General features: G+C 43.8%; 24 protein-coding genes. 17 read left to right on the top strand and 7 right to left on the bottom strand.

What is annotated here, in order from left to right:
* Positions 1-21: 21 nt before the first annotated feature.
* From P0G38_RS11615 to P0G38_RS11605, 3 genes are all read left to right on the top strand, one after another.
* The gene (locus tag P0G38_RS11615; protein ID WP_074535059.1) at positions 22-2,214 is read left to right on the top strand and encodes an alpha-galactosidase; all 2,193 of its coding nucleotides are present in this window, start codon (positions 22-24) and stop codon (positions 2,212-2,214) included.
* A gap of 191 nt (positions 2,215-2,405) precedes the next feature.
* Positions 2,406-2,684, top strand: coding sequence for a (4Fe-4S)-binding protein (locus tag P0G38_RS11610; protein WP_015509363.1), 279 nt, complete (start codon positions 2,406-2,408; stop codon positions 2,682-2,684).
* The gene (locus tag P0G38_RS11605) at positions 2,672-2,944 is read left to right on the top strand and encodes a GNAT family N-acetyltransferase (RefSeq protein WP_010747845.1); all 273 of its coding nucleotides are present in this window, start codon (positions 2,672-2,674) and stop codon (positions 2,942-2,944) included. Before P0G38_RS11610 ends, P0G38_RS11605 begins: the two co-directional genes overlap by 13 nt.
* Positions 2,945-3,011: 67 nt before the next feature.
* Here P0G38_RS11605 and P0G38_RS11600 read toward each other — a convergent pair whose 3' ends face one another.
* The 5 genes from P0G38_RS11600 to P0G38_RS11580 all read right to left on the bottom strand — a co-directional run bounded on the left by P0G38_RS11600 (position 3,012) and on the right by P0G38_RS11580 (position 8,564).
* On the bottom strand, positions 3,012-4,766 hold the full coding sequence (locus P0G38_RS11600; protein WP_074535060.1) for an ABC transporter ATP-binding protein: 1,755 nt from the start codon (positions 4,764-4,766) through the stop codon (positions 3,012-3,014).
* A complete protein-coding gene (locus P0G38_RS11595) occupies positions 4,763-6,493 on the bottom strand; it encodes an ABC transporter ATP-binding protein (RefSeq protein WP_074535061.1) in 1,731 nt (576 codons plus the stop codon). The genes P0G38_RS11600 and P0G38_RS11595 overlap by 4 nt, the downstream gene beginning before the upstream one ends.
* Positions 6,494-6,508: 15 nt before the next feature.
* The gene (locus P0G38_RS11590) at positions 6,509-7,048 is read right to left on the bottom strand and encodes a GNAT family N-acetyltransferase (RefSeq protein ID WP_074535062.1); all 540 of its coding nucleotides are present in this window, start codon (positions 7,046-7,048) and stop codon (positions 6,509-6,511) included.
* 149 nt (positions 7,049-7,197) lie between these two features.
* Entirely contained in the window at positions 7,198-7,557 is a 360-nt protein-coding gene (locus P0G38_RS11585) for a hypothetical protein (RefSeq protein WP_074535063.1), read from the bottom strand.
* Positions 7,558-7,631: 74 nt separating this feature from the next.
* The gene (locus P0G38_RS11580; RefSeq protein WP_074535064.1) at positions 7,632-8,564 is read right to left on the bottom strand and encodes a helix-turn-helix transcriptional regulator; all 933 of its coding nucleotides are present in this window, start codon (positions 8,562-8,564) and stop codon (positions 7,632-7,634) included.
* 77 nt (positions 8,565-8,641) lie between these two features.
* On the opposite strand from P0G38_RS11580, the gene P0G38_RS11575 reads away from it, so the two are divergent.
* The 8 genes from P0G38_RS11575 (at position 8,642) to P0G38_RS11540 (ending at position 16,908) form a co-directional block, all read left to right on the top strand.
* A complete protein-coding gene (locus P0G38_RS11575) occupies positions 8,642-9,106 on the top strand; it encodes a VOC family protein (protein ID WP_275851192.1) in 465 nt (154 codons plus the stop codon).
* Positions 9,107-9,299: 193 nt separating this feature from the next.
* Entirely contained in the window at positions 9,300-10,454 is a 1,155-nt protein-coding gene (locus P0G38_RS11570; RefSeq protein WP_034868433.1) for an LCP family protein, read from the top strand.
* Between the two features lie 175 nt (positions 10,455-10,629).
* Positions 10,630-11,544 (top strand): cation diffusion facilitator family transporter, encoded by a 915-nt coding sequence (locus P0G38_RS11565; RefSeq protein WP_074535066.1) that lies wholly within the window; start codon positions 10,630-10,632, stop codon positions 11,542-11,544.
* 766 nt (positions 11,545-12,310) lie between these two features.
* Entirely contained in the window at positions 12,311-14,977 is a 2,667-nt protein-coding gene (locus P0G38_RS11560; RefSeq protein ID WP_074535067.1) for a cation-translocating P-type ATPase, read from the top strand.
* Positions 14,978-15,186: 209 nt separating this feature from the next.
* Positions 15,187-15,594 carry a MarR family winged helix-turn-helix transcriptional regulator gene (locus tag P0G38_RS11555; RefSeq protein ID WP_074535068.1) on the top strand — a complete coding sequence of 136 codons (408 nt, stop codon included), beginning with the start codon at positions 15,187-15,189 and terminating at the stop codon, positions 15,592-15,594.
* A 14-nt stretch (positions 15,595-15,608) separates the two neighbouring features.
* Positions 15,609-16,244, top strand: a complete 636-nt coding sequence (locus P0G38_RS11550; RefSeq protein WP_008378805.1) for a nitroreductase family protein — start codon at positions 15,609-15,611, stop codon at positions 16,242-16,244.
* A 14-nt stretch (positions 16,245-16,258) separates the two neighbouring features.
* The gene (locus P0G38_RS11545; RefSeq protein WP_005225610.1) at positions 16,259-16,546 is read left to right on the top strand and encodes a putative quinol monooxygenase; all 288 of its coding nucleotides are present in this window, start codon (positions 16,259-16,261) and stop codon (positions 16,544-16,546) included.
* A 2-nt stretch (positions 16,547-16,548) separates the two neighbouring features.
* Positions 16,549-16,908: a DUF1304 domain-containing protein gene (locus P0G38_RS11540; RefSeq protein ID WP_016613516.1), complete on the top strand. Its 360-nt coding sequence runs from the start codon at positions 16,549-16,551 to the stop codon at positions 16,906-16,908.
* Positions 16,909-17,040: 132 nt separating this feature from the next.
* Here P0G38_RS11540 and P0G38_RS11535 read toward each other — a convergent pair whose 3' ends face one another.
* Positions 17,041-17,643 (bottom strand): ECF transporter S component, encoded by a 603-nt coding sequence (locus P0G38_RS11535; protein ID WP_005225613.1) that lies wholly within the window; start codon positions 17,641-17,643, stop codon positions 17,041-17,043.
* Positions 17,644-17,753: 110 nt separating this feature from the next.
* Here P0G38_RS11535 and P0G38_RS11530 point away from each other — a divergent pair, with 110 nt between their 5' ends.
* From P0G38_RS11530 to P0G38_RS11520, 3 genes are all read left to right on the top strand, one after another.
* The gene (locus P0G38_RS11530) at positions 17,754-18,374 is read left to right on the top strand and encodes a TetR/AcrR family transcriptional regulator (RefSeq protein ID WP_074535069.1); all 621 of its coding nucleotides are present in this window, start codon (positions 17,754-17,756) and stop codon (positions 18,372-18,374) included.
* A 368-nt stretch (positions 18,375-18,742) separates the two neighbouring features.
* Entirely contained in the window at positions 18,743-20,233 is a 1,491-nt protein-coding gene (locus tag P0G38_RS11525; RefSeq protein WP_074535070.1) for an NlpC/P60 family protein, read from the top strand.
* Between the two features lie 33 nt (positions 20,234-20,266).
* Positions 20,267-22,144 carry a glucosaminidase domain-containing protein gene (locus tag P0G38_RS11520; RefSeq protein ID WP_074535071.1) on the top strand — a complete coding sequence of 626 codons (1,878 nt, stop codon included), beginning with the start codon at positions 20,267-20,269 and terminating at the stop codon, positions 22,142-22,144.
* 61 nt (positions 22,145-22,205) lie between these two features.
* On the opposite strand, the gene P0G38_RS11515 is transcribed toward P0G38_RS11520, so the two are convergent.
* Positions 22,206-22,829 carry a hypothetical protein gene (locus tag P0G38_RS11515; protein WP_074535072.1) on the bottom strand — a complete coding sequence of 208 codons (624 nt, stop codon included), beginning with the start codon at positions 22,827-22,829 and terminating at the stop codon, positions 22,206-22,208.
* Positions 22,830-23,316: 487 nt separating this feature from the next.
* Between P0G38_RS11515 and P0G38_RS11510 the strand changes: the two genes are divergently transcribed.
* The 3 genes from P0G38_RS11510 (at position 23,317) to P0G38_RS11500 (ending at position 26,005) form a co-directional block, all read left to right on the top strand.
* Positions 23,317-23,694 carry a DUF7006 family protein gene (locus P0G38_RS11510; protein ID WP_005234961.1) on the top strand — a complete coding sequence of 126 codons (378 nt, stop codon included), beginning with the start codon at positions 23,317-23,319 and terminating at the stop codon, positions 23,692-23,694.
* Positions 23,695-23,832: 138 nt separating this feature from the next.
* Positions 23,833-24,600 (top strand): putative ABC transporter permease, encoded by a 768-nt coding sequence (locus tag P0G38_RS11505; protein ID WP_034868446.1) that lies wholly within the window; start codon positions 23,833-23,835, stop codon positions 24,598-24,600.
* 205 nt (positions 24,601-24,805) lie between these two features.
* Positions 24,806-26,005 (top strand): 3D domain-containing protein, encoded by a 1,200-nt coding sequence (locus P0G38_RS11500; RefSeq protein WP_015509381.1) that lies wholly within the window; start codon positions 24,806-24,808, stop codon positions 26,003-26,005.
* Positions 26,006-26,178 lie beyond the last annotated feature (173 nt).

The following is a 26,178-nucleotide window of genomic DNA, read 5'->3' as shown; positions in this document are numbered from 1 at the left end:
ATACAAAGTAGAGGGTACGATATGATTCTTTTTGACAAACAACTAAACGTCTTTCATTTAAGCAACGATCAAATCAGCTATCTCTTACAGATAGAGGAAGGGGGCAATGTGGCGCACCTTTATTTTGGGAAGAAAATCGCCCATTATTCTGGTGGCTATCGCTACCCACGCCTTGATCGGTCCTTTTCACCTAATCCCCCAGACAGTAGCGATCGGCTTTTCTCATTAGACACCTTGATGCTAGAGTTTCCTGGTAATGGCTTCGGGGACTTTCGAGAAGCTGCCTATACGATTCGCCAGTCTGACGGCAGCCGAGTCAGCCATTTTGTCTTTAGTGATTACCAGATTCAACAAGGCAAACCAGCCTTAGCAGGATTGCCTCAGACCCATGGGGCTGACGACGGCATCGAAACACTGATTCTGTCCTTAAAAGATGATGTGGCGGGACTCGAACTGCAGCTGTTTTACACGATTTTTGAGGATGCGGCAGTGATCGTCCGCTCAAGCAAAGTGATCAACCACGGTAACCAGCCTGTTACGATCGAGCAGCTGGCGAGTCAAGCGCTGGATTTTCCTAACCGGCCCTTTGATTTGATCCACTTGCCGGGGGCGTGGGCGAAGGAACGCCAAATTACCCGAGAACCCATCCATCGCGGCATCAAGCGTTTAGACAGCAAGCGGGGTTCCAGCAGCCATCAGCAAAATCCCTTTGCCGTCTTGCTGGAACCTAATGCTACGGAGTTTGCTGGGGAGTGTTTTGGTTTTAGCTTGCTATATAGCGGCAATCATGAAACCATCATCGAAAAAGATCCTTACCAACAAACCCGTGTGATCATGGGGATCAACAGCCATCAATTTGCCTGGCAATTGGCGCCAACTGAAAGCTTTCAAGCCCCAGAAGCCGTGATCGCTTATAGTGAGGCTGGCTTGAATCAGCTGTCAGCCACCTATCATGATTTTTATGACGAGCATTTGATTCGGGGTAAATACAAAAAGCAAGAACGGCCGATCTTGATCAATAACTGGGAAGCAACGTACTTTGATTTCAATGAAGAAAAACTGGATGCCCTTGTTGATGAAGCTAAGGAGCTGGGAATCGAACTGTTTGTTTTGGATGACGGCTGGTTTGGTCAGCGAGAAGATGACCAAACCTCATTAGGCGATTGGTTTGAAAACGAAGGCAAGCTAGCTTCTGGCTTGGCAGGATTTGCCCAAAAAGTCCATGACAAAGGGCTGCAATTCGGGCTTTGGCTGGAACCAGAAATGATTTCTGGTGACAGTGAACTAAACCGACAGCACCCCGATTGGCTGTTACAAGTACCCAATCGCAAGCCAGCGCTTAGCCGCAGTCAGTATGTGTTGGACTTTTCTCGACAAGATGTCAGAGACCATCTCTATCACCAGTTAACCCAACTGTTTGATACGGTTGCCATCGACTATATCAAATGGGACATGAACCGCAGTCTGTCGGATGTCTATTCCTTGCTCCTCGATCCTGCCCAGCAAGGGGAGGTCGCGCACCGCTATCTGCTGGGCTTGTATGAGTTCCTAGAGAAACTGACCACTGCCTATCCGACGATCCTGTTTGAAGGTTGTTCTGGTGGCGGTGGGCGCTTTGATGCTGGCTTCTTGTATTATATGCCGCAGATTTGGACCAGCGACAACACCGATGCCATCGCCCGCCTGAAGATCCAATACGGAACCAGTCTGGTCTATCCGCCATCCACCATGGGTGCCCATGTCTCAGCGATCCCGAACCATCAGACCCAACGGGCAACGGACCTAGCGATTCGCGGCAATGCTGCGATGTCTGGCTTGCTGGGCTATGAGCTTGACTTGACACAGCTGACACAAAAGGAAAAAGTGCAGATCAAAGAACAAATCGCTTTTTATAAAAAACATCGGCGCCTGCTGCAGTTGGGTCGCTTTGTTCGATTGCTCAGCCCTTATGAAGGCAATGACACCGCCTGGCTGTATGTTTCCCCAGATAAAAAAGAAGCGATCGTCTTTTACTTCCGAGTCTTAGCCGAAGCCTCTGCACCATTGGTTACTTTAAAACTGGCTGGCTTAGATCCTGACCTTACCTATCAAAGTGGGGGAGAGACCTTCGGTGGCGATGAATTGATGCAGCTCGGGTTGTATATCGATCCTCATTTAGCAGGGGATTACGCCACGCAGCGGTTTCATTTTTTTGCAAAAGCGCCTCACGAATGAAAATCAGCGTCCCGTCAAAGCAACATGTTTTGACGGGACGCTTTATTGTGCTGCCGTAAACGTTTGGCTAATGATCGGCAACTGAGAGGTTATTTTTGAACAAATGATTTATTTTTTTCTCGAGAAGTCGTATGATGAAGGAGGAGGCAGGCAGTTTGCTTCTGACAATCAATAAGAGGAGGGTGTTCAACATGGACGAACAGCCACTAGGCAAGGAAACAGAAGCAGGGTTGATTGCTGCAGGATATCGGAAGTATCGTGGCGAAGCGATCGATATTTATTACAATAAAGAAATTTGCACTCACAGCGGCAATTGTGTGCGGGGCAATCCCGCTATTTTTGAAGTTGGACGGCGCCCATGGGTGATTCCTGATAACGGGGAAGCAGCGCAAGCGGCACAAGTGATCCACACTTGCCCCAGCGGTGCATTAAAGTACATATTAAAGGAGGAAGAACCATGGAAATCTTAGAAGAAAACACTCGATTTGTGTTAAAAGACGGCGACAAAGAAATCGGTGAAATGACCTGGTCGGAAGCGGGCGAAACACGCTTGATCATTGACCATACCTTTGTCGATCCCGCATATCGGGGCCAAGGTCTGGCCGAAAAACTAGTGGCAAAAGGGGTGGAAAAAGCCCGCAAAGAACAAAAGAAAATCATTCCTTTGTGTCCCTTTGCCAAAAAAGAATTTGAACGCAAACCAGAATATGCCGATGTTTGGAACCAATAAATAAAAGAAGACCCCCGTCAGCTCAAGCAGGTACCTTTGAGCTGATGGGGGTTTGTGGTATGGCTGATCAATGTTGGAATTGAGCATGGTACAGGCGATAGTAATAGCCTTGTTCTGCCAGTAATTCTTCATGGGTTCCTTGCTCCACGATTTGACCGGCATCCATCACCAGGATCTTGTCTGCTGCTCGAATCGTTGATAAGCGATGGGCGATCACAAAGCTGGTTTTGCCTTCCATCATTTTCAAGAAAGCATCTTGGATTTTTTTCTCAGTCAGAGTATCAACCGAACTGGTTGCTTCATCCAAAATCAGCATTGGTGGGTTGCTGATCATCGTGCGGGCGATCGTCAAGAGCTGCCGTTGCCCGTCAGAGATCTTGATCCCTTGATGACCGATCGGTGTATCTAGTGTTTCTGGTAGGCGCATCACATACTCAAACATATAGGCATGCTTTAAGGCATCATAGATTTCTTCATCTGTGGCAGTGTCATTGCCGTATTGCAGGTTTTCTCGTAAAGAGGCATCAAAGAGCCACGTATCCTGCAAGACCATTCCGAAGCTTTGCCGTAATTCTTCTCGTTTCAACTGACGAATATCGGTGCCATCGATCTTGATTGCCCCTTTATCGACATCATAGAAACGCATCAGTAAATTGACCAACGTCGATTTACCAGCACCAGTTTTTCCGACGATCGCGACGGTTTCTCCAGGTTTTGCGGTAAAAGTGAAATCTTCAATCAATTTTTGACCAGGATCATAAGCAAAAGAAACCTCCTCAAAGGCAATCTCGCCTTTGATCTCACCCAGTGATTGAGATTCTTGGTCATCGGCTGTTTCTGGCTCTTGATCCAATAGCTCAAAGGTTCTTGAAAGTCCAGCTAATGCCGTTTGGATCTGGGTGGTAATTCCCGACAATTCAATGAATGGCTTCGAAAACTGACTGGAGTAGATCGTAAAGCTGGAGATCACCCCAACCGTGACGGCACCTGAACCAGAAAAGTAAAGCAGACCGCCGACAAAGCCGACTGACAGATACGCCAAGTGATCGACGAATCGTGAAAGGGGATTGGTCAAAGAAGAAGAAAACTGTGCTTTTTGCCCCCGGACATTCAATTCTTGGTTGATCGTTTCAAAACGGTTTTGGTTGATGGTTTCTCGATCAAAGGCTTTGACGATTTTTTGATTGCCGATCATTTCCGTAACAAAGCCAGAAATTTCGCCGACGATTTCTTGTTGGCGAGCAAAATGCGATTGAGACGTTCGTGCCACGATCCAGTTGACCAAAAAGATGATCGGGGTCGAAACCAATACGACCAACGTTAAGGGCACACTCATTTGCAGCATGACGACTAAGGCGATCAAGACGACCGAAATACCAGAGAACAACTGGTTAAAGACTGCAGCGACGGCAATGGAAATATTGTCCATGTCGTTGGTAAAGCGACTGACGATGTTGCCGTGGGAGTTTTGGTCATAATAGCGCAACGGCAATGTATTGAGATGGGCAAAGCCTTTTTTACGTAAGTCGGCGACGGATAAATACGCCACGCGGTTGCCTAGTCGCTGGATCAGCCATTGACTGACCACAGTCACTAAAACCACTCCGGCAAACAAAAGCAAAATGCGATAGAGGGCGCTGAACTGCACTTGATCGGCACCTATCAGCTGATCGACGGCTTGACCGATCTGATACGTCATATAAACCGAGGAAACACCAGCTGCGATCCCGAGGACAACTGCCGCCCAAGTTTCCTTCGCGTAGGCGGTCAAATAAGGGAGGTAGCGACGAAAGGCCGACCAATCGAATGATTTCTTTTTCATGCTTCTTCCTCCTCTGCCTGTGATGCCACGATTTCTTGGTATTCTTTTGACGTTGCCAGTAGCTCTTCATGGGTCCCTTTGCCTACCAAATTCCCTTGGTCTAAGACTAAGATCTGCTGCGCATCTTGGATGGAGCGAACCCGTTGGGAGATGATGATGACCGTACCACGAATGCTTTCTTTTAAAGCTATCCGCAAATCAAGATCGGTTTGATAGTCAAGGGCACTTAAAGAATCATCCAAAATCAAGATATCTGGTTTAGCGATCAATGCTCTGGCAATCGTTAACCGTTGTTTTTGTCCTCCAGAAAAGTTCTTGCCCCCTTCAAAAATCGGGGTATCCAATTGCTGCGGCAAGGCTTCAACGAAGTCGCGGCTTTGAGCGATTTCGAGTGCTCGCCAACACTCTTCATCGGTGGCATCTTTTTTGCCCCATTGCAAGTTTTCTCGAATCGTTCCCGTAAACAGCACAGCGGTTTGAGGCACCATGGCGATTTTTTGGCGTAATTGCTGTAAAGGCCATTTCCGCACATCGTGCCCGTCAACGATCACTTTGCCATCAGCCACATCGTAGAAGCGGGGGATCAATTGGGTCAAGGCAGATTTCCCACTCCCGGTTGGTCCAGTGATACCTAAAATAGACCCCGGTGCGACTTGGAAATCAATGTTTTTCAAGGCTAATCCGTATTCTTTTGAAAAGCGGAAATCAACGTGCTCAAAGCGAATCGCTCCCACATTGTTTTTCGGCTGATCCATAAAGACTTCTGAAAGCTCATCGCCGATCGACGGCTCAGTGGCTAACACTTCAGTGATCCGTGAACCAGATGCTGCGGCACGGGTAAAGATGATCACTAAGTTGGAAACCACGATCAATGCTAAGAGCATTTGATTCATGTAATTGACCAGTGCCAACACTTGTCCTTGCTGCAAATTGCCAATATTGACCTTGAATCCACCGATATAAAACAACGCGATAATGCCGACATTCATGATCAAGGTGGTGGCAGGCGTTAATAAGGCGGAGAGATTTGTGACCCGTAAATAGACATCACTTAAATCATCAGTTGCTTTATCAAAACGTTTCGTTTCCGTCTTTGTGCGGGCAAAGGCACGAATCACCCGAATCCCGCTTAAATTTTGACTCACTAGTTCGTTCAATTCGTCGAGATGAATTTGAACTTTCTTATATAATGGTACGGTTTTGGCGATGATCCAGAATAAGACGATACAAAAGAGCGGTAAGACGAGTAGGAAAATCAAGCCAGCTTGCCAATCAATGACAAAGGCCATAATCACCGAACCGATACTTAAGAAGGGCGCACGGACCACCAGCCGAATCAGCATCGCCAAAGCAATCTGCATCTGATTGATGTCGTTGGTCATTCGGGTGATCAAGGTATCCGTCCCGAATAAGTTCAGTTCGCTATGGGAAAGGGTGTTGATTTTTTTCATCAAGCGATTGCGTAATTCCGTCCCGAAGCCTTGAGAAGCGACGGAAGCATAATATTGACAGATGACGGCACAGATCATGCCTACCACGGACATCACGATCATCCAGATCGTCATTTCAACGACCTTCGACCAATTGTTTTGCCGCAGCCCCTCATCGACTAAAGCGGCCATCTGCAAAGGCAGGACCAATTCAAACACCGCTTCTAAAAATTTGAAAAACGGACCAAGAATAATCTGTTTGCGATAATCCTTGGCATAGCGTAACAAGCTAATCATAAAAAACCTCCTAAATTATTTCGGATGAGCAGGATGTTCACTGGCCAAACAGGCAAAAACCAAACTATCGGTCCATTCCCCCTTGTTCCACCAGTCTTGGATAAAATGTGCTTCTTGGCGTAATCCAATGCGTTGGCAAAGCTTAGCTGAGGCCTGATTGCGGGCGTCTAGCGTCGCTTGGACCCGATGGATCTTCTGACTGGCAAACAACCAGTCCAACAATTCTTTCAATGCTTCTTGAGCAAACCCTTGTCCGCCAAATGACGGATGGAAGGCATAGCCGATTTCAACGGAAGACGGCTGACCAGTAAACCACACCGACAAATCGCCGATGACCGTTTGATCGTGTAGTACCGCCAAAGAAAGGCCTGCTTGGTCCGTCAAGGCGTGCTGTTGGCATTTTTTGGCAAAAGCCGCAGCTGCCGTTTCTGTCTGCCAAGGCTCATGAAGTAAGAATCGGCAGACTTCCGCTTGCCGATAAATAGCAAAGGTATCGGCAAAATCACTTTCTTGAAACGGACGGAGCAGTAAACGTTCACTTTCAATAAAACCCATAACAGCCTCCATTTCTTTAGGGACATCTTACCATAGAACGAAATAGCCGAAAACATCCCCTGAAAAATCTATTCATTTTCTTGCAAAAAAAATGTAAATCACTTGAAAAGTCTTTTTCTAGGAAACGAACCTTGCCAGTTGCTGCTCATTTACCACGACTGCCAGCGGGCAAGAAAGTTTTTTTGCCAATCTCCCAAGGGCAAGATCACTCGCTGCATTTGAAAACGGTAGGTTTCCCCTTTATAAGTAAAGCGAATCGGGACGAGCATCCCTACAACAGGATCTTTGTGCTGTTTTTTCAGCTCAGCAAGCGGTATGCTTTTGTGCTGCACGACCTTTGTCGAGAAAAGATTCAATGCCAAAATCGTCAATTGCTGATTATCCAAGACGAGCAGGCTACGGCTGGTGATGGCGTTGAAGGACTGCCATTTGGCATAGCCGATGGCAGCCCCTTCTGTCCTATAGGGGGCAGCCAATGCTTGGAAGGTTTTTTTATTTAAAAGAAACATAGGTAGAAAACTCCTTATCAATTAGTATCAGTTTCGGCGCAAGCAAGCAATCAGTAATCAATGCAGGAAAGCGGTCAGTCCGTTGCAAATGGCTGCAGCATTTGCCGAACTTTTTCAGTATACGCTTGTTTGAGGACTAACGGGTGGATTTCTTTAATAGTTGGACCAAATTGTAAGAGAAAATCAGCCAGAAAACCCAGCTCATTGTCGGCAATGTGCCCCTCTAAGCAAAGCTCGCTAGGACGTTCCACCACTGCCATGTCAGGATATTTTTCTTGCCACAAGCGTTCCTTTGCCGATAGATCAAAGCGGATGTGATAGCCCAGTGTTTGTGTCAACACTTGTTGCTGCAGCTGTTTTTCAGCTAACTGCTGCAAGGTATAGCCTGTTTTTTCAGTCGGAGCAAGTCCCTGCATTGCATCACAGCGATAGCGGCGAAAAGCCTGCTTTTGACAGTCATAGGCCAAACAGTACCAGTAGCCAGCACGAAAATCCAGCTGATAGGGTTGTACGATCTTGTTCGTTTTTTGATAACGCTGATAGGTAAATTGGATGACCTGTTCTTGTACGATTGCTGAAAAAAGTGCTGAGAGGATCGGCGCACTCGTCAATTGAGGAACCCCTTGAAACGAAACCGCCGTCTCCATTTTTTCTAACCACACGGTGTCTCCTTGATAAAAAGACTGCAACAGTTTTCGCCGTAGCCCTTGGTAGCTCCGATCAAAAGGAGAATCGGTTAATTTTTGTAAGAGCTGCAAAGCAAAGAAAAGGGTATACCGTTCATTTTTGTCAAAGTACAAGGGGGTCAGTTGATTTTTCAAAATCTGATAGCCGCCATAACGACCGGTTTCTACCACGAGAGGCAAGCCCAGCTCTTCCAAAGATTGGACATCACGGACGGCTGTACGTTTTGAGATTGCGAAGGTTTCCATCAAATCGGCTAGATGAAAAGTGGTTTTTCCTTGTAAATACAATAGTTCCTGTGTTAAGCGTTCTGATTTTTTCATTTCTTTCTCCAATGGTGCCAAGTTTTGGCAATATTCACAGTTACACTTATGGTAACAAGAAAAGGAGGAACCAACAAATGATCGAACCAAAAATCGCTTTGTTTTTAACGTTAGACGGCAAAGCCCAAGAAGCCATTCAATTTTATCAAGAAACACTAGACGCAACCCTCTTATTTGCGATCACCAACCAGGAGTATCGTGAGAGACTTGATCCAACGCTGGAGATTCTTGCGGGACAAGAACAGTATCTTTCTCACTCCATCCTACGGATCGGAGATTTCCAGTTGCAGCTGGCAGACAATCCACTAGTTGAAGGAGAGACGATTCAGCGAGGCAATCACTTGTCACTGAGTTTGACGCTAGCGGAGAGCCAAATAGCTCAGAAGCTTTATCAACGATTGATGCAAAAAGGCAGTCAGACGATCCAAGCACCAAGTGAGAATGCTTTTGCGTTTTTTTATGCAAGTGTTCGCGATCCATTTGGTGTAATTATTCAGCTGACTGTCGAAAAAGAAGTTGATCCATCCAAAAAGGGTGAATGAAAAAACTCGTTTTTTAATAAAATATCCATAGAAGTTGACTAATTATCCAAGTTTCTTTCAATTCCAGAATTATTTTTAAGGAATGTTTAAAGGACTTCACAGAAAAAGAATAAAACTTCTTAAAAAAATAGGCGGATCGTAAAAATTCTGGTACAATCGGGGAGAGCAATTCAGGAGAAATGAAGGAGGCACTATGGATAGAAAGACGAGATATAAACAGCAAAGAGCCCACAAAGCGCGCAACAAACGCGTGATTATTGGAGGAATCTTTCTTTTCGCCATTGCAGGCATCGTTTTATTTGCCGGCTATACGTATTATGCAGCAAAAAATTCAGTGGATAAAATGTTTAAAGAATCCGCTGTGATAACCTCTAACAAAGAAAAAGAGGATGGATCACTCAAAACATCCGATGTAAGTTCCAAATTCGGTGTTTTATTGATGGGTGTCGATAATGATGAGGAACGTGAACAAACAGATCATTTAGACAGTGCACGTACAGACAGCTTGATTTACATGGTTTATGATGGCGAAAACAAAAAAATCGATATGGTGAGCATCCCGCGGGATATTTGGACGAATATCTATGATGGAACTGGAACGGGTACAATTTATACGACAGCAAAAATCAATAGTGCCTATACAGTCGGTGAAGAGGATGCAACAATCGAAACCGTTCAAAATTATTTGCAGCTCCCAATCGATTACTACGTAAACGTGAATTTTATTAGTTTTAAAAAAATTATTGATGCAATTGGTGGTGTAACTGTAAATGTCCCTTACGACATAAATCAAGATTATGCCGCAGATAACTCTGGGGAAACATTGATTCCGGAAGGTCGTCAGTTGTTGAACGGTGAGCAAGCTTTGATTTTTGCGCGTATTCGAAAAATGGATACCGATGTTGATCGGGGAAATCGTCAGCAAGAAGTCATTGAAGCAGCAATTCATCAGGCTTTAAAAATTAATAACGTGACGAAATATCAAGAAATTTTAGATTCTGTAAGTAATGACGTAAATACAAACTTTAAATTTGAAGATTTAGTTTCCCTTGCTGGAAATATGATTTCGGGATTTGAAATCAATAGTCATACCTTTGAATGGTATGATGGGGAGTCTTACGATGGTCAGTCCATTGTGTACATCCAAGACTACTCTTACAATGAAATCCGAAACGACATGCTTAAGGCATTAGGCAAGCAGACAGAAGAACAGAGTACCCAAAATCAAAATACAGATGCTCAGACAGGATACGACGATGGGTCTCAAGGCACAGGCTATGGCAGCGAGTACGGTACTGACAACGGAACGGGCTATGGCACGGAGTATGGATCAGATTCAAATTATTAATGAAGTATTATTGTCAGAAGCAAGCCAGGAGAAATCCTGGTTTTTTTGCGTTCAAGAGGGGAGTAAATGGTAAATCTATATCACGAGCCACTTTCGTTTTCATCTAGGAAGTGCAGTGCTATGCTTAAGAAAAGAGACAGCTTGTTACAGCGAGTCCGACACCGAAGGAGGAAGTATGATGGAAAAACAGCAAGAGCAAAAAGCCCGTAGAATCGTTTTGCTGACCCATGTCTTAGGGTTGATCATGAAAGCCATCGGCTACTTCTTTAGCGGCAGTGCAGTCTTGATGAATGAAAGTATCCATAGTCTGATCGATTGCATCAATCAAGGACTTCTAGCCATCGGTGAAAACCGAGCACAGCGAGGACGCAGCGAACTGCATCAGTTTGGTGAAGGACGAGCGACCTATTTTTTTAGTACTGTAGTTGCCATGACAGTTTTTTTAGGTGGTGGAATTTTAGCGGTGGTTGAAGCCAGCCGTGACCTGCTAGACCCCACCCACGAAGTGGAACAGCTCCAGCTGGTGGCAGCGATCTTATTTGTCAGTTTGTTCATTGAAGTGACCGCTGTTCAAGAGGGGTGGCAAGAAGTCAAAGAACAAAACAAGCAAAACCAGCCCCTCGTTCGTTTCTTAAAAGAAAGCCGCGATTCCGATCTGCTTTTAGGCTTCACGGAAAATTTGTTTGCCTTAGGTAGTGTGACGATCGCCATCGCAGGAATCTTATTGACCGCATTGACGGATAATCCGATATTTGATTCCCTCGGCGGCATTTTAGGTGGATTGTTGCTGATTGCTGCTGCTGTCTTTTTAGCCAAAGAATTTTATAGCCTCTTGATTGGAGAAGGCGCCTCTGCTTCTGATTTAATGGCGATCAAACAAATTTTAGCCGATCCTGCCATCATTCAAATCAAAGATTTGCGAACCCTCCATCTAAGTCCAGAAGAACTTTTGATCGTCGCCGACCTTACCTTGAAGCTAGGACCCGAAGAACCAAGCGTATTTATCGATACCATCGAACAGCGGATCAAACAGGCTTTGCCTAATCTGCGAGTCTATTGCTACATCGAGAGTGAGGAAGTTCCCTCTTAAATTAGAATAGATACGAAGTATTCCTCGGTTGGTGATTTATCATTCAAACGAGGAATGCTTTTTTGGGGTATTGGCGTGCTTGTTTTATATGAACACAATGGATCAATGGCTTGTTTTGCTTCAATCTTTTCTGGCGATCAGGAAGGAGAATGTCAGCGAGAGGTCGCAATTTAATTGTTTTTTTAGCAATAAACGTTTTTTTTGTTCAAAAGTTTGTTGTTTTTTGTTAAAATAAAGTAAAGACAGCAAGCGTTCTCTTTTTAAAGTTATTTTTTTGCTAGAGTTGTAACATTGTAAATCACAACATAGCAAAAGTTTAGTTTATTAAGAAAACACCGAAACGAGTACCTGTTTGGCATTACTGACATGCTGCCCAATCGTCACCAAAAGCGGTGGTGCTAATTTTGTTACGACTGTTTTTTTACACCACTTGTGAAGCAAAATCCTTTGCGAACATCTTCATCCATGATAGGTTAGAAGTAGGCCGGATGGTTTTTTCACAAAGTACGTACATAGAAAGATCACTTGCGACGATTAAAAGAAGCGACTTCATTGCTCGCAAAATGATCGATGCTCAACACACATACCTTTTCCCTCAGCCAGTCAACCTGCGCTTGCTTTTCTTATTGGTTATATTCCCTTCACTCAGCAATTGCCTGAACCGATTCAAATCAAAAAATGACTGTGCAAGGTATCTGTACCGATTTATCCCTTCAGAAACGTGGAAACCCTCGGCAAGAAGTTTATAATTTAAAGGAGGAATTTGATGGAAAAATTTTACCAGCAAAAGACTGAAGAGACCTTGAAACATTTTGAAAGTGACCGCAAGCAAGGCCTAAGTGGCAAAGAAGCCGACAAACGCTTAGAAAAATACGGAGAAAACACGATCCAGCAACAAGAATCCCTTTCTGTATGGGAATTGCTGTGGCATAACTTGAACAACTTGATTGTTTATTTATTGCTAGCAGCTGCGTTACTCTCTTTTGCGATGGGGGAAACGATTGAAGGAATTGCAGTATTGATTGCCGTGGTGATTGCTGTAATGACAGGTTTTATCACAGAATTACGAGCACAAAAATCAATTGATTCTCTTCAAAGCATGATTTACACTACCGCAAAAGTGATTCGTGATGGAGAAGTAATGGAGATCGAGTCGGCAAAAATCGTTCCAGGCGATATTCTCGTTCTGGAAGAAGGGGATGCCATTGCGGCAGATGCTCGCTTACTTGAAACGAGCAACTTTGCCTGCATCGAATCAGCGCTGACCGGTGAGTCAGAAGCTGTTGAAAAAGATGCACGAGAAACCTATGAAGAAGATGTTCCACTAGGCGATCGCCGCAATGTCGTTTTCGCAGGAACTGCCGCAACTCGGGGAAATGCCTATGCGGTAGTGACAGAAACCGGTATGAAGACCGAGGTCGGAAAAATCAGTGACATGCTGACGGGTGACAAAAAGCGTCAAACGCCGTTAGATATCGAATTGGACAAGCTAGGAAAAGCAATCATTATTGCCGCGCTTTTTGCTGCGGTGGCAGTTTTGATCGCTGGGGTCTTGACGAATCAACCATTTGTCGAAATGATCCATATCTCGATTATTTTGGCGGTCGCAGCGATACCTGAGGCAATGCCAGCCGTTTCGACGATCACATTGTCCCGAGGCATGCGGACGATGGCCGAGCACAAAGCACTGGTCAAATCGTTATCAGCTGTTGAGACCCTGGGCGCCACCAGTATCATTGCCAGTGACAAAACGGGGACGCTGACAGAAAACCAAATGACGGTTGCTGAGATCATTTTAGGTTCAGGAGAAATGTTCAAAGTGACAGGAAATGGGTATGAACCCAACGGAAAATTTTACAAGGCCGACTCGGAGGATGAAACCGAGATCGATGCAGCCAATCATGAGGCGCTGCAAGGGATGATCGAAAACGGTGCTTTATGTACCACCGCCACTTTACGTGAAAACGAAGGGCAATACGAGATCCTCGGTGATCCAACAGATGGGGCGTTCGTCGTTTTAGGTCAAAAAATCGGCATCGATCGCCAAAAAGAGCAGGACAGCGGGCTGAAGAAAATCGCAGAAATGCCCTTTGATTCCGACAACAAATACATGGTGACCGTGTATGAAGGAAAGCAACGGACATTGATCATCAAAGGGGCACCAGATGTCTTGATTGATTTAGCCGATGCGGATGCCCAAGAAAAAGAACAGCTTCATGAATACAATGACACGTTAGCCAGTCATGGGCAGCGGGTGATCGCTGTCGGTTGCATCAAGGATTATCAAGGTGGAACGGACGAAGCAGAGCTGAAAGCAGCACTGCAGGAAATCAAGATTCAAGGCTTTGCGGGCATCGTCGACCCGCCGCGAACAGATGTCAAAGAAGCAGTGAAGGTCGCACAAGAAGCGGGGATCCGAGTGAAAATGATCACCGGGGACCATCCGAAGACGGCATCCATGATCGCCAAAGAAATTGGCTTAAAAGACCATGAAAAAACCATGACGGGTCGTGAGATCGATGAATTGGCAGGGCAAGAAGGCTTTAACGAAAAAATCGAAGAAGTCGCTGTCTTTGCTCGAGTTTCACCAAAAAATAAATTACAGCTTGTGGAAGCGTTGCGTGAAGAAGGCGATATCGTTTCAATGACTGGCGATGGGGTCAACGATGCGCCAGCACTCAACGGCGCCGATATCGGGATCGCCATGGGGATTCGTGGGACAGAAGTAGCCAAAGAATCTTCCGATATGATTTTGACGGATGACCGTTTTGGAACGATCGTCGATGCCATCAAAGAAGGACGCATCATTTTTGACAACATAAAAAAATATGTTTCCTTCCTGTTCTCTTGTAATATGGTTGAGATCGTGACGATCTTTTTAAGTGTCATCTTCTTGATGCCCATGCCGATCCAACCGCTGCATATCCTTTTCTTGAATCTAGTCATCGATATTGCTCCAGCCATGGCGTTAGCCTTTGAACCAGCTGAAGACGACATTATGAAGCGCCAGCCACGGTCGAAAGCTGATGGCCTCGTTAACAAGCGCTTCTTAGGACGCATTATTTTAAGTGGGGTCGTGATTGGTTTGGTGGCGTTTGGCTTCTTCAACTTCCTGATGCTGACGGATCACGAGTTGCTTTATGCACAAACAGCAACCTTTACCTTTATGGCAGTGGCGCAATTGATGCATATTTTCAACGTTCGTAAGAGCAGCGGTTTTGGTTTAGACAAAACCCTCTTGAAAAACAAACCGTTGATGGGGGCATTGCTCCTTTCCGTCGGCTTACAGCTTTCAGCGGTCTATGTACCGTTTATGAATGAGCTATTGGATACGATGCCGATTCAAGCTGGCACGTGGGGCATTATCTTCGCTGCTGCTGCGATCTCTACACTGATCGTGATGGGCTTGAAGAAACTCTTCCAATTAAAATAAAATAAATTCTACCGTATTTTCTCAATACTGGAGTAACGAAGACCCGCAGCCTGATGGTGTACCTTCATCAAAGAATTTCTGATTCGATTCTTGAGGAGGTTCGCCTAGCTGCGGGTCTTTTTTGCTTACTCTTTACAAGCAAAAGAAAATGGTTTATACTTGACTAGTCAACAATTGATAAGTCAATTATGAAAGGAGCGGTTGATGCAATGAATTTACGTGAGCTAAGCGGATTGCTGTATCGGATGAAAATCGTGAATCAAGAATTAACGGCGATCTTTGAAAAAGAGACTGGCTTTAGTCTGACGCGTTATCAGTTGCTGCAGTTTTTGAATGAACAAGGACGCTGTACCCAAAATCAAGTACAGAATGAATTGAAGATCGATAGTGCAGCGGTCACTCGGCATTTGAAGATTCTCGAAGAAAAACAATTTGTGACACGGGAACGAAACAAAGACAATAACCGCGAGATTTTTGTTTCTTTGACACCGAAAGCACAAGCCGATTTGGCTAGTTGTGCTTCAAAGCATGCCAGCTCTGAGGAGTCGTTAGGCATCAATTTGACCGAAGAAGAAGAAGCACAGCTTCTAACATTACTTATGAAATTAGTTCTATGAAAGAAGGCAAACCCATGACAGAATACAGCAATAACAATTTTTCAGAGATCACCTTTGGCCGAAAATCGGTTCGTGTCTATGATGAAACCTACAAAATCCCCCATGAAGAAATGTTGACCATGATCCAAGAGTCAACGACAGCACCTTCCTCAGTCAATATGCAGCCTTGGCGCTTTGTCGTTGTGGAAAGCGATGAGCAAAAAGCAAAATTGAAACCATTGATTCGTTTCAACGTCCGTCAAAATGATACCTCTTCTGCAATGGTCTTGATTTTTGGCGATATGCTTTGTCATGAACTAGGAGAAGAAATTTATAACAAAGCAGTAGCAGAAGGCAAAATGCCAGCGGAAGTACGTGACCAACAATTAGCAGCGATCATTCCGCATTACGAAAATCTTACAAAAGAACAAATGAATGATGTGGTGAAGATCGACGCTAGTTTAGCAGCGATGCAATTTATGTTAGTTGCGCGGGCGCATGGCTATGAAACCAACCCAATCGGCGGCTTTGAAGCAGATCAATTAGCCGAAGCTTTTGGCTTAGACAAAGAACGTTATGTTCCTGTCATGATCCTTTCAGTCGGAAAAGCCAAAGAATTAGGCTATGAATCCGTTCGTTTAGACGCAGAACAAATTACGACATTTCTATAAGAGGAGGGAAAACGATGGAAATCATCAATGCAACGTTTTACATCAAAGAAGAAAAGCGGGCAGATTTTTTAGCCGCTGTTACGCCATTATTAGCATCGGCGAGAGCTGAGGAAGGCTGCCACGGCTATCATCTCTATGAATCATTGGAAGAGAACAATCGGTTTGTCATGGTCGAAAAATGGGCGAACCAAGAAGCGATCAGCGCGCACAATCAAAACCCGCTGCTGCAACAATTATTCCAACAAATGCCTGACTTTGCAGCCAAACCGAGCGAGATCGTTGTCGCTCATCAAGGAGAATAAGGATGACGATTTTATCGACGATTTTGATTGTACTGGTTGCCTTAGAGTTTTTCTATATTCTCTATTTAGAAACATTTGCCACTACGTCCAAAGCAACAGCGCGGGTCTTCAACGTGACGAAAGCTGAACTTGAACGGCCGATCGTCGTGACCTTGTTCAAAAACCAAGGGGTTTACAATGGGCTGATCGGTTTGGGGTTACTGTATAGTATTACCTTTGCTTCAGCGCCATTGGAAATCAGTCGCTTGCTGTTGATCTACATTATCTTAGTGGCTGCATATGGCAGTGTAACTAGCGACAAGAAAATTATTTTGACCCAAGGCGGTCTAGCGATCCTTGCCTTGCTGTCCACCTTTTTTTAACCAATAAAAGAAGAAGCCCCCTAATCTAAGAAAGCCTTTCTATACAATAGAAGCTTTCTTCGATCGGGGGCTTTTAATGTTTGGGCAAAGAGTACTCAGAACGTGAAAAAAATGATAGGATAAGAGAAGGGACTAACGATTTTCTGGACGTAAGCTAGTTGCTGCAAATAAGGCTTTTACTAGAATGGGTGTTAAGATCGCAGCTGTGATCACCTCAGAAATTCCATTCGTTACAGCAATTCCACCGAGGGTCACGAATAAAGCCGAAGCATCGACACCATAGGTAGTGGCAACTAAGCCAGTATACAAGGTTCCCATTAGGGTTAAGACCAAAACTGTATTGGTGATGGTCCCAAAGATTGCTGCAACAATCGAAGCAGCGACGACTTTTTTGGTCTTTTTGTAAATGATCGTAAATAAGAGACCAGCCACTAAGCCAACCAACACACGGGGGACCACCGAGATGATTGGGTTGGTGAAAACGGCAATGTCCAAGGGCGTTGTCGGGGAGGTAAACGCACGGATCATGGTAAAAATGCCCCAGACTAAGCCAATGAACATCCCGTCTTTTGTCCCTAAAACGATGGCAGCGACGATTACCGTGATATGGATGATCGTCAAACTAGTGATACCGATCGGAATAAATCCAAGAAAAGGCACCATCGTCTGTAAAATAATAATAGCAGTCAAAATGGCACGAATGACAAGGCGATAGGTTTTGCTTTTTGTATTCATTGTAAAAACTCCTTTTTTTATAATGACACACGTGTCATTTTTAAGTTAGGTTGATTATACAACAAAATGACACGAGTGTCATTAATAATGTGATGAAAGGAGCCAAAAAAATGGCGAAGAAGCAGCAGAGCGAATTGACTACAGCGGAAAAGAAAAAACAACAAAAGCGTGATTTGATTCTTGAAAGTGCCAAAGTCGTCTTTAGTAAGAAAGGTTTGATTGATGCGACAATGAAGGACATTATCGAAGAGTGCGGCATTAGTCGCGGCGGCATTTATTTGTATTTTCGTTCGGTGGATGAGATTTTTTTGGCAGTGTTAGAGCAGCGCTCCAAACGAAAATTTGATGATGTACGAGAGATGATCATGGAGCAAGTGCCCTTTGAAACGATTTTAAACAAATATTTTTCCGACCATCGCAAGCGTCTACTCCACAGCATTTCTGACGGTATGCTGCGAGCCGTCTACGAGTATTACTATACGCATAAAACCGAAGCCTCCAGTTCACTGCAGCAAGCACAACTTTCTGAGACGAAACGGACGATCCATGAGATCTTTCAAGTCGGCGTTCAGCAAGGTGTGTTAAAAGATGAAAACTTGGCAGTGATTGCAGAAAACTATATGTTCGTGATTGAAGGATTAGGGATTTTGGCTCTGACCGGTCACATCACAGAACAGACCATTGATGACCAAATCGCCGTAATGAGACAACTACTCCCCTATCGCGCATAATACAGACAAAAAAAGCACGCTCTTTTCTAGAAAACACTAGGAAGGAGCTTTTTTCGTCTGTTTAAAATTTTGTGAATCAAGCATATTTTGCAGAAAATTAATGTAATAAAAGTGAAATCTACAACATTATTTATTTTTTCTTAAGAAAAAGGACTTTTTCTATGAAATTTTCTTGAACACTTGATACATAGGGATTCACTCTGCGTGTTGGTGGGATAGTAGTGGGGAACATGTAATAAAAAAACAGATCTTATTTATGTAACTAAAATGTAAATCGCTTACGGATTGGGTTTGCTGCTGAACTATGGTAAAATGAAAATGGTCAAATAAATGAAAAAAAAGTTTTAAAATTGAATTTGGAGGATCAGATGAAGAAGAAAATCTTTGCAACAGTGTGTATGTGCGGCATTGTATTGTCATCATTCGGCGGACCTGTGACCGTTTTTGCTACGAATCACGATCAATTGATCGAACAAAAAAATAACGAAATTGATCAGTTGAGACAGCAACGTCAAAGCGTACAAGGGGAAATTGATGGATTGTCTGCAGAAATTGATTCATTAAATCAAGAAGCAGCAATCATTTTAGCGCAGCAAAGTGATTTGTTGCAAGCGATCGAAGGATTGGATCAGGAAATCAGTCAGTTAGAAGAGCGCATCGCCAAACGCTCAGAAAACATTGAAAAACAAGCCAGAGAAACACAAGTCAATGGGAAAGGCGACAATTTTTTAACAGCCGTACTAGAAGCTGATTCTGTCAGTGATCTAGTGGGTCGGGTACATGCCATGACGACGATCATTCGAGCAAATAATGAAGTGATCGAACAGCAAAAAGCCGACCAACAAGCAGTTGAACAAAAGCGTGCGGAATCACAAGAAAAAGTGGCAGAATTGCAAGCAGCACAGAGCCATCTGGAAGCACAAAAAGGTGTCTTGGAAGCAAGCCAAGCAGAATTAAATGTCTTAGTTAGTAATTTAGCCTACGAAGAAGCAACGAAAGAAGAAGAAAAAGAACAGCTGCGTGCAGAAAAAGAAGCCTATGAAGCGGAGCAAGCAAGAATTCGTGAAGAAGCTGCCCGTGTTGCTGCTTTACAAGCCCAAGCGGAACAAGCGGCGCAACAGCAGGCAGAACAAGCTGCAGCAGAAGCAGCAGCCTTGAATGAAGCGGCTGTTCAAGCAGAGGGCACCGAATCTGACGCAGAAGCAGAGAGCCCAACGCCAGTGGAAGAGCCAGAAGCACCAGCAGAAACGCAGCCAGAGGAAACGCAAGAATCTGAACCAGTTGAAACACCAGAGGCTCCAGAAGAAGCACCAGTAGATACACCAGAAATTCAAGAGCCAGAAACACCAGTGACACCTGCAGCACCAGAGACGCCAGCAGACAGTGCACCTGCAGTTCCTGCACCAACGCCAGCACCGACGCCAGTTACACCCACACCGGCGCCAACGCCTGCTCCGTCACCTGCACCGATCGTGACGCCGCCAGCACCTTCTGCACCAGCATCAACAAATGGAGCTGCAATCGTGGCAGAAGCTTATAAGCATATCGGAAAACCCTATGTTTGGGGTGCCAAAGGACCGGACAGCTTTGACTGTTCTGGTTTTACTCGCTATGTCTTTTTACAAGTAACAGGGAGAGATATTGGTGGATGGACGGTACCACAAGAAACAGCAGGTACAGTGATTTCCGTGAGCCAAGCACAACCAGGAGATCTATTATTCTGGGGTTCATCAGGCAGCACCTATCATGTAGCCATTGCTTTAGGTGGCGGACAATACATTCATGCACCACGCCCAGGACAAAATGTTTCTGTTGGCAGTACCGCTCATTTTACACCTAGCTTTGCAGTAAGAATGTAAGAAATAGCTAGCTGTAGTTTTAAGGAGAGACAAATGGAAGAAAGAAAACAGCTTCGTTATCGTGCGAAGAAACAAAAAAGAGGGCTTCTTTACCGTAAAAGTGCGGCGGCAACCGCTGCACTTGTTAGTACGGTGAATATTTTGCCGATGAATGTCTTAGCAGATACACTTGAGTCAGCAGAAACCCAAAATGGTGTTCAAGTAGTTGAAACAGCAGAGTCAACCCAAGACACATCGACGCAAGATTCCGTGAGCATTGTAGAAGATCAAGAAGTGAACGAGGGATCACCAGCAACGCAAGATAGTACCGAACCATCAGAAGCTGAAAGTTCGGATGTAGTAGAAATTCAAGACGTACCCGAAAATGAACCAGCAGATGATGCTTCTGAACAGAATGAAGCAGAAATCGATCGTGACATTCCTGTTCTGTCAGAAGAAGAGCGGATCGCCATTGAAACGAAGGTCATGCCCAACTACAACAATCCAATGGCACGTTCTAATAATCAGCAAGCATTTATTCAGCAAGTAGGACCAATGGCACAAGAAGTGGCGGGGGCAAATGACCTCTACGCTTCAGTCATGATTGCGCAAGCGATCTTAGAATCAGGTTGGGGGCAATCCACGCTGACTACTCTTGCCAATAATATGTTTGGTATCAAGGGATCTTACAATGGACAATTTGTAGAGATGCAAACCTTGGAAGATGACGGGAATGGCAACCTCTATCCGATTATTGCGAAGTTTCGTAAATACCCTTCATTAAAAGAATCTTTTCAAGACAATGCGCACGTTTTGAGAACCACCTCATTTTCGCCGGGTGTTTTCTTCTACCATGGGGCATGGAAGTCTAATACGAATTCTTATCGTGACGCGACACAATGGCTGCAAGGACGCTATGCCACCGACACGGCTTATGCAAGTAAGCTAAACAACTTGATTGAAACGTACAATTTGACCCAATACGATACATCAAGTGGTGGCGGTTCAAATGATAACAATGATAACAACAATAACAATTCTGAACAGGCGATCAATAAGCAATTCAGAACAAATGCAGCACTCAATATCCGTTCAGATGCTTCCACCAGCGCCTCGATCGTGGGTTCATTGGCTGCCAACGCAACATTTGAAGCAGTAGCGCAAAAAAGCGGCACCAGTGTGAACGGCAATACGACGTGGTATCGAATTCAAGGACGTGGTTGGGTAAGTGCCGCTCACGTGACGGAGATCTCATCGAATACGGGTGGGAATGATAACAACAATAATAATGATAATAACAACGATAATAATAACAATAACAACAATGCCGAACAAAGCATCAACAAAGAGTTTCGCACCACCACCGCCTTGAACATCCGTTCCGACGCATCGACTAGCGCTTCTGTTGTCGGCTCCTTGGCAAGCAATGCAACATTTCGAGCAGTCGCTCAAAAGACGGGAACGAGTGTCAACGGCAACAATGTGTGGTATCGAATCCAAGGACGCGGCTGGGTGAGCGCTGCGTACGTGACAGAAGTGACCGCTGGAAGTAATAGCTCTGAACAAAGCATCAATAAAGAGTTTCGCACCACCGCAACATTGAATATTCGCTCTGATGCGTCTACCAGTGCTAGAATTGTTGGTTCTTTGTTAAACAACTCCTCTTTTCGCGCAGTTGCGCAAAAGACCGGAACTAGCGTCAATGGTAACAATGTCTGGTATCGAATTGAAGGGCGTGGCTGGGTAAGTGCAGCGTATGTTCAAGAAACGAACGCTTCCTCATCAAACAGCACCACCTATACCGTGCGTTCGGGAGACACTCTATGGGGGATTTCGCAACGCTATGGTGTGACTGTCAATCAGTTGATGCAGTGGAATAATCTTTCTGGCCCATTGATTCTTGTAGGGCAACGACTTGTAGTCCGTAGATAAAAAGAAAAAACATCTGCAACCATTTTTGCGGCTATTTGCCAAAATGGTTACAGATGTTTGTTTATTCTTCTTTGAAGCTGTTCATGATCGCTGTTAGTTCCTCTTTTGAAGAGTCGTACAAGCTTTCTAACGTCCAACCATACAACTGAACGTAATTATTTTCGGTTTCAAGTACATAATAAATATAGTGGATATTTAGCCCTTCAACTGTCGCTGGGAAATCAACGAAATAGGCCTTCGTGTCAGGAATTGGTAAAAAGGTGGCAGTCGTATCGAAGCTCGTTGCCAAATTTTCTTGAACCAATCCGAGATAAGTTTCTAAATCGGCAAAATCTTGTTTCGATTCAACGACTGCAGCTAAGTATTTCGTTTCTAACGCATCGGACAACATGAAATCATTGTCAGGATTCAATGAAGTGAAATCAGGTACCTCTTGCCAATTGCTAGGTAAATCGATGGTATAGTTTGTTCCGCTCACGCCTGTGATAGTTTGTTCCGAACTCGGTAAAGCCGCTTCGCTGGAAGAGACCGTTGATTCTTGGGCGACTTCTGTTGACGAAGTCATAGATAAGCTTGTAGCGCTTGCATTTTCCGTACTTTCTGAAGCTGGTTTCTCCTCTTTTGGCGTGCAGCCAGCAAAAAGAAGTGTGAACCCCAATAAACTAAAAACAACACTTTTTCTCATTATTCTCACGTTCCCCTTTGTTTTTTATTTTCAAATAACCAACATTATTTAGTTAATCGTATAATAGGAAAGGAAATAACGCAATAAAATATTCTCAGTTATTGCATGAATCGAAAAAAATAAAGGAATGTTAAATAGTAAATTTAAAAAAATGAAGCGGAAATAACTGACTATTACCGCTTATTTTCACTTTTTTCTTAGATTGATGCAAAAGTTGATTATAAATACGGGGCGACTTTTGCTATGCTTTAGAAAAGAAAGGAAGCATTAAAAGAATAGTGAAGTTAAAAATTGTGTCGGTTATATCTATAAAATAATAGTGTGTTTTTTATGTATCTATTTGTTTTGAATAATTGTCAGAATTTTGTTGCGAAATACTATGGCTTCTTTCGATACAAAAAAGGCGACATCAGCAACAGTCGGATAGAGAAAGATAGCTCAAAGCGGCGAGGAAATAGAAGAAACATAGGATCAACGTTTAAAAATAATGGAACTAGGGGGAAGGAAATTGTTTTATCAATCAGTAAATGAGTATCTAGTAAAAATGAGAGAAGGATTATCTGCTGAAACCATTAAAGGTGAAATGCCATCAGTCTATGCATACTGGTTAGCACAGGAAGCAGAATTGAAAAAAATATTGAAAAACAAAGACATGGCTTTTTGGATGGACATCCAACGAGTTCTCTTGATTGATGCAAAATTAGTATTACTTCGCAGTTACATCAATGACTACGATTTTCACGGATTTTCCGAAGATGAGATCATTGCCAATGTGGAACAAGATCATTTTACCTTTAACAAAGAACTGTGTGGCTATAGTTTGAAAGAACAAGTGCACCCATCAATTATCTTTGGTGATCAGTAAGCAACGAAAAAAGAACGTTCAAACGAGGAATAAGCTCCTACACTGATTCAAAATAAGAGCGATTGATTTGTGGTATGATTGTGATGACAAGTACGATTGCACAGATCATTGCAAAAGTTTGAAAAGGAGCGGATAGGTATGGTTCAATTTGAACGGATCATTTTATTGTTTTTCTTGTATTCATTTATCGGTTGGCTTTGGGAAACTATTTATTGCTCACTAAAAGCTAAGCACTTTGTGTATCGGGGCTTCCTTATTGGTCCAATCACACCCATCTACGGCTTTGGGATTCTTGGCGTTGTCTATTTTTTACGGCCATTGCATGAGCAAGTGATTCCACTGTTCTTTGCGGCAGCGTTGTTGGTTACCGTGCTTGAATATGTGACAAGTTATTTACTTGAGCGTTTTTTTCATGCCTCATGGTGGGATTATAAAGAAGTCCCATTGAATATCAATGGACGGGTGGCATTGCCGATTTCTCTTTTTTGGGGCGTGTGCTGTGTGCTGATTGTTCGATTTGTTCATCCGCAAATGCTGGAGATTGTTCAAACATTGAGTGCTCGAGTAGGATTCTTATTGCCAGTTTTCTTATTAATGGTTCTCTCTTTTGATATGGGCTATACCCTAGCTAACTTGGTTGCCTTTCAGAAAGCGGTGCAACAAGTCAATCAAGCCTTTGAACAGCACAAAAAAGAATTGGCTGAAAATATTGAGCAATATAAAAACGATTGGCAAGGGCGCTTCGCAGCGTTTCCAGAAGAATGGCGCGTTTTAAAACAAAATCTACCGAGATTGAATTTCCATCAAAGAAGACTCTTAAAAAACTTTCAAAAGTTAGAAATCAATCAGATAAAAAGCAGTCAGGAATTGTCTCGATTTATTGAAGCCATTCGTAGGAAAAAATAGGTTTGTTACGGTTAGATTACAAATAATAAACCCTTATCAATGCTGATTCTTCCCGCTTCTGACTAATTTCAGTCGGAAAAGACGATGAAAACACCCACTTTTACGATAATTTGTAATAAATTGTAAAGGTCCTGCAATAAAATTCTTCTTAAGAATTTGTATAATAGGATATGTTGGAAACCATAGTGAGAAGTGAGGGAATTTTTTGAAGGCAAAGAAACTACGAACAATCGTTGTCGCTGTCTTTGCGGCAGGAATCGTTTCTCCAATCTTTGCGCAGGCTGAGTCACTTGAATCATTGCAAGAGCAAGAAAGTGCCGTCATGCAGCAAAGTCAGGAAATCAGTACGGAAGTACAGATTGCATTGACTGATGTGAATGCGAAATACAGTGAGGTAGAAGAGCTAAAAGCTCAAATCGCTGAAAATGAAGAATCATTAGCAACAACCAAAGCAGAAATCAAAACTGCACAAGAAACAATTGAAAAGCGTGAAGCAGTCGTTGCGGAACGTATGAAAGACATCCAAGTCAATGGCGGGGCAACCAGAGACTGGACGGTACTGTTAGAATCATCCAACATCCAAGATTTTATCAATCGTGCCTATGCAATGACGATGTTACAAAACTTGGAAAAAGAAAAGATCGATTCATTGACAGCAGAAAAAGAAAAGCTGGAAGCTTTAGAAGAAAAAGCACAGTCAACACAGCAATCATTGAAAGAAAATCAAACCGCATTAGAATCAGAAGCCAAAACACTGGATTCAAAAATTGCGAATCTACAAGCCCAATTGAAAGAAAACGAAGCAACTTTGGCACAAATTGCTTCCAGCAAAGAAGCTGAAACAGCTCGCTTAGCTGCTGAAAAAGCAGCAGAAGAACGAGCAGCCAAAGAAGCGGCGGAACAAGCAGCGAAAGAAAAAGCTGAAAAAGAAGCAGCCCAGGCTGCCGAACGTTCAAGCGCTTCTGAATCACAAGCGTCTGCTTCATCGAGCAGCAATACGACTGAAAGCAGCAGCTCATCATCGAGCAGTTCTTCAAGCAACAACAATAGCTCGAACAGCAGCTCAAGCAATACAACTAACAACAGTAATAACAATAGCAACAACAGCAATACTAGTAGTGGTCGAACATTGATGATGGAATCAACTGCTTACTCGTATAAAGAAGCTGGCTCTAGTTTCTTTACAGCAAGTGGTACAGACTTACGTAAAAATCCAATGGCAGTTGCCGTTGATCCAAGCGTGATTCCATTAGGCACCTTAGTCAATGTTGAAGGCTATGGCGTAGCACTAGCGCTTGATACTGGTGGCGCGATCAAAGGAAACATCATTGATGTTCACTTTGATAATGTCGCACAATGTATCCAATGGGGCCGTCGTCAAGTAAAAGTAACGATCCTCGATTAATCAATCAACTAGCAAGAAGCAGCTCACTGAATGAAGTGGCTGCTTCTTTTTTTACTTATAATGTAGGAAGGCATAAGAAGAGAGCCTATCGCTGCGTCAGTGACGACATAAGCGATAGGCTCTGGATTTATTGTTAAACTGCTCACAAGCTCTTACACTCATTCTCAGGAGCA

It is taken from the genome of Enterococcus casseliflavus, assembly GCF_029215545.1.
Classification (GTDB): Bacteria; Bacillota; Bacilli; order Lactobacillales; family Enterococcaceae; genus Enterococcus_D; species Enterococcus_D casseliflavus.
The sequence above is the reverse complement of the archived record's forward strand: the minus strand, read 5'-3'. Positions and strand labels throughout refer to the sequence as shown.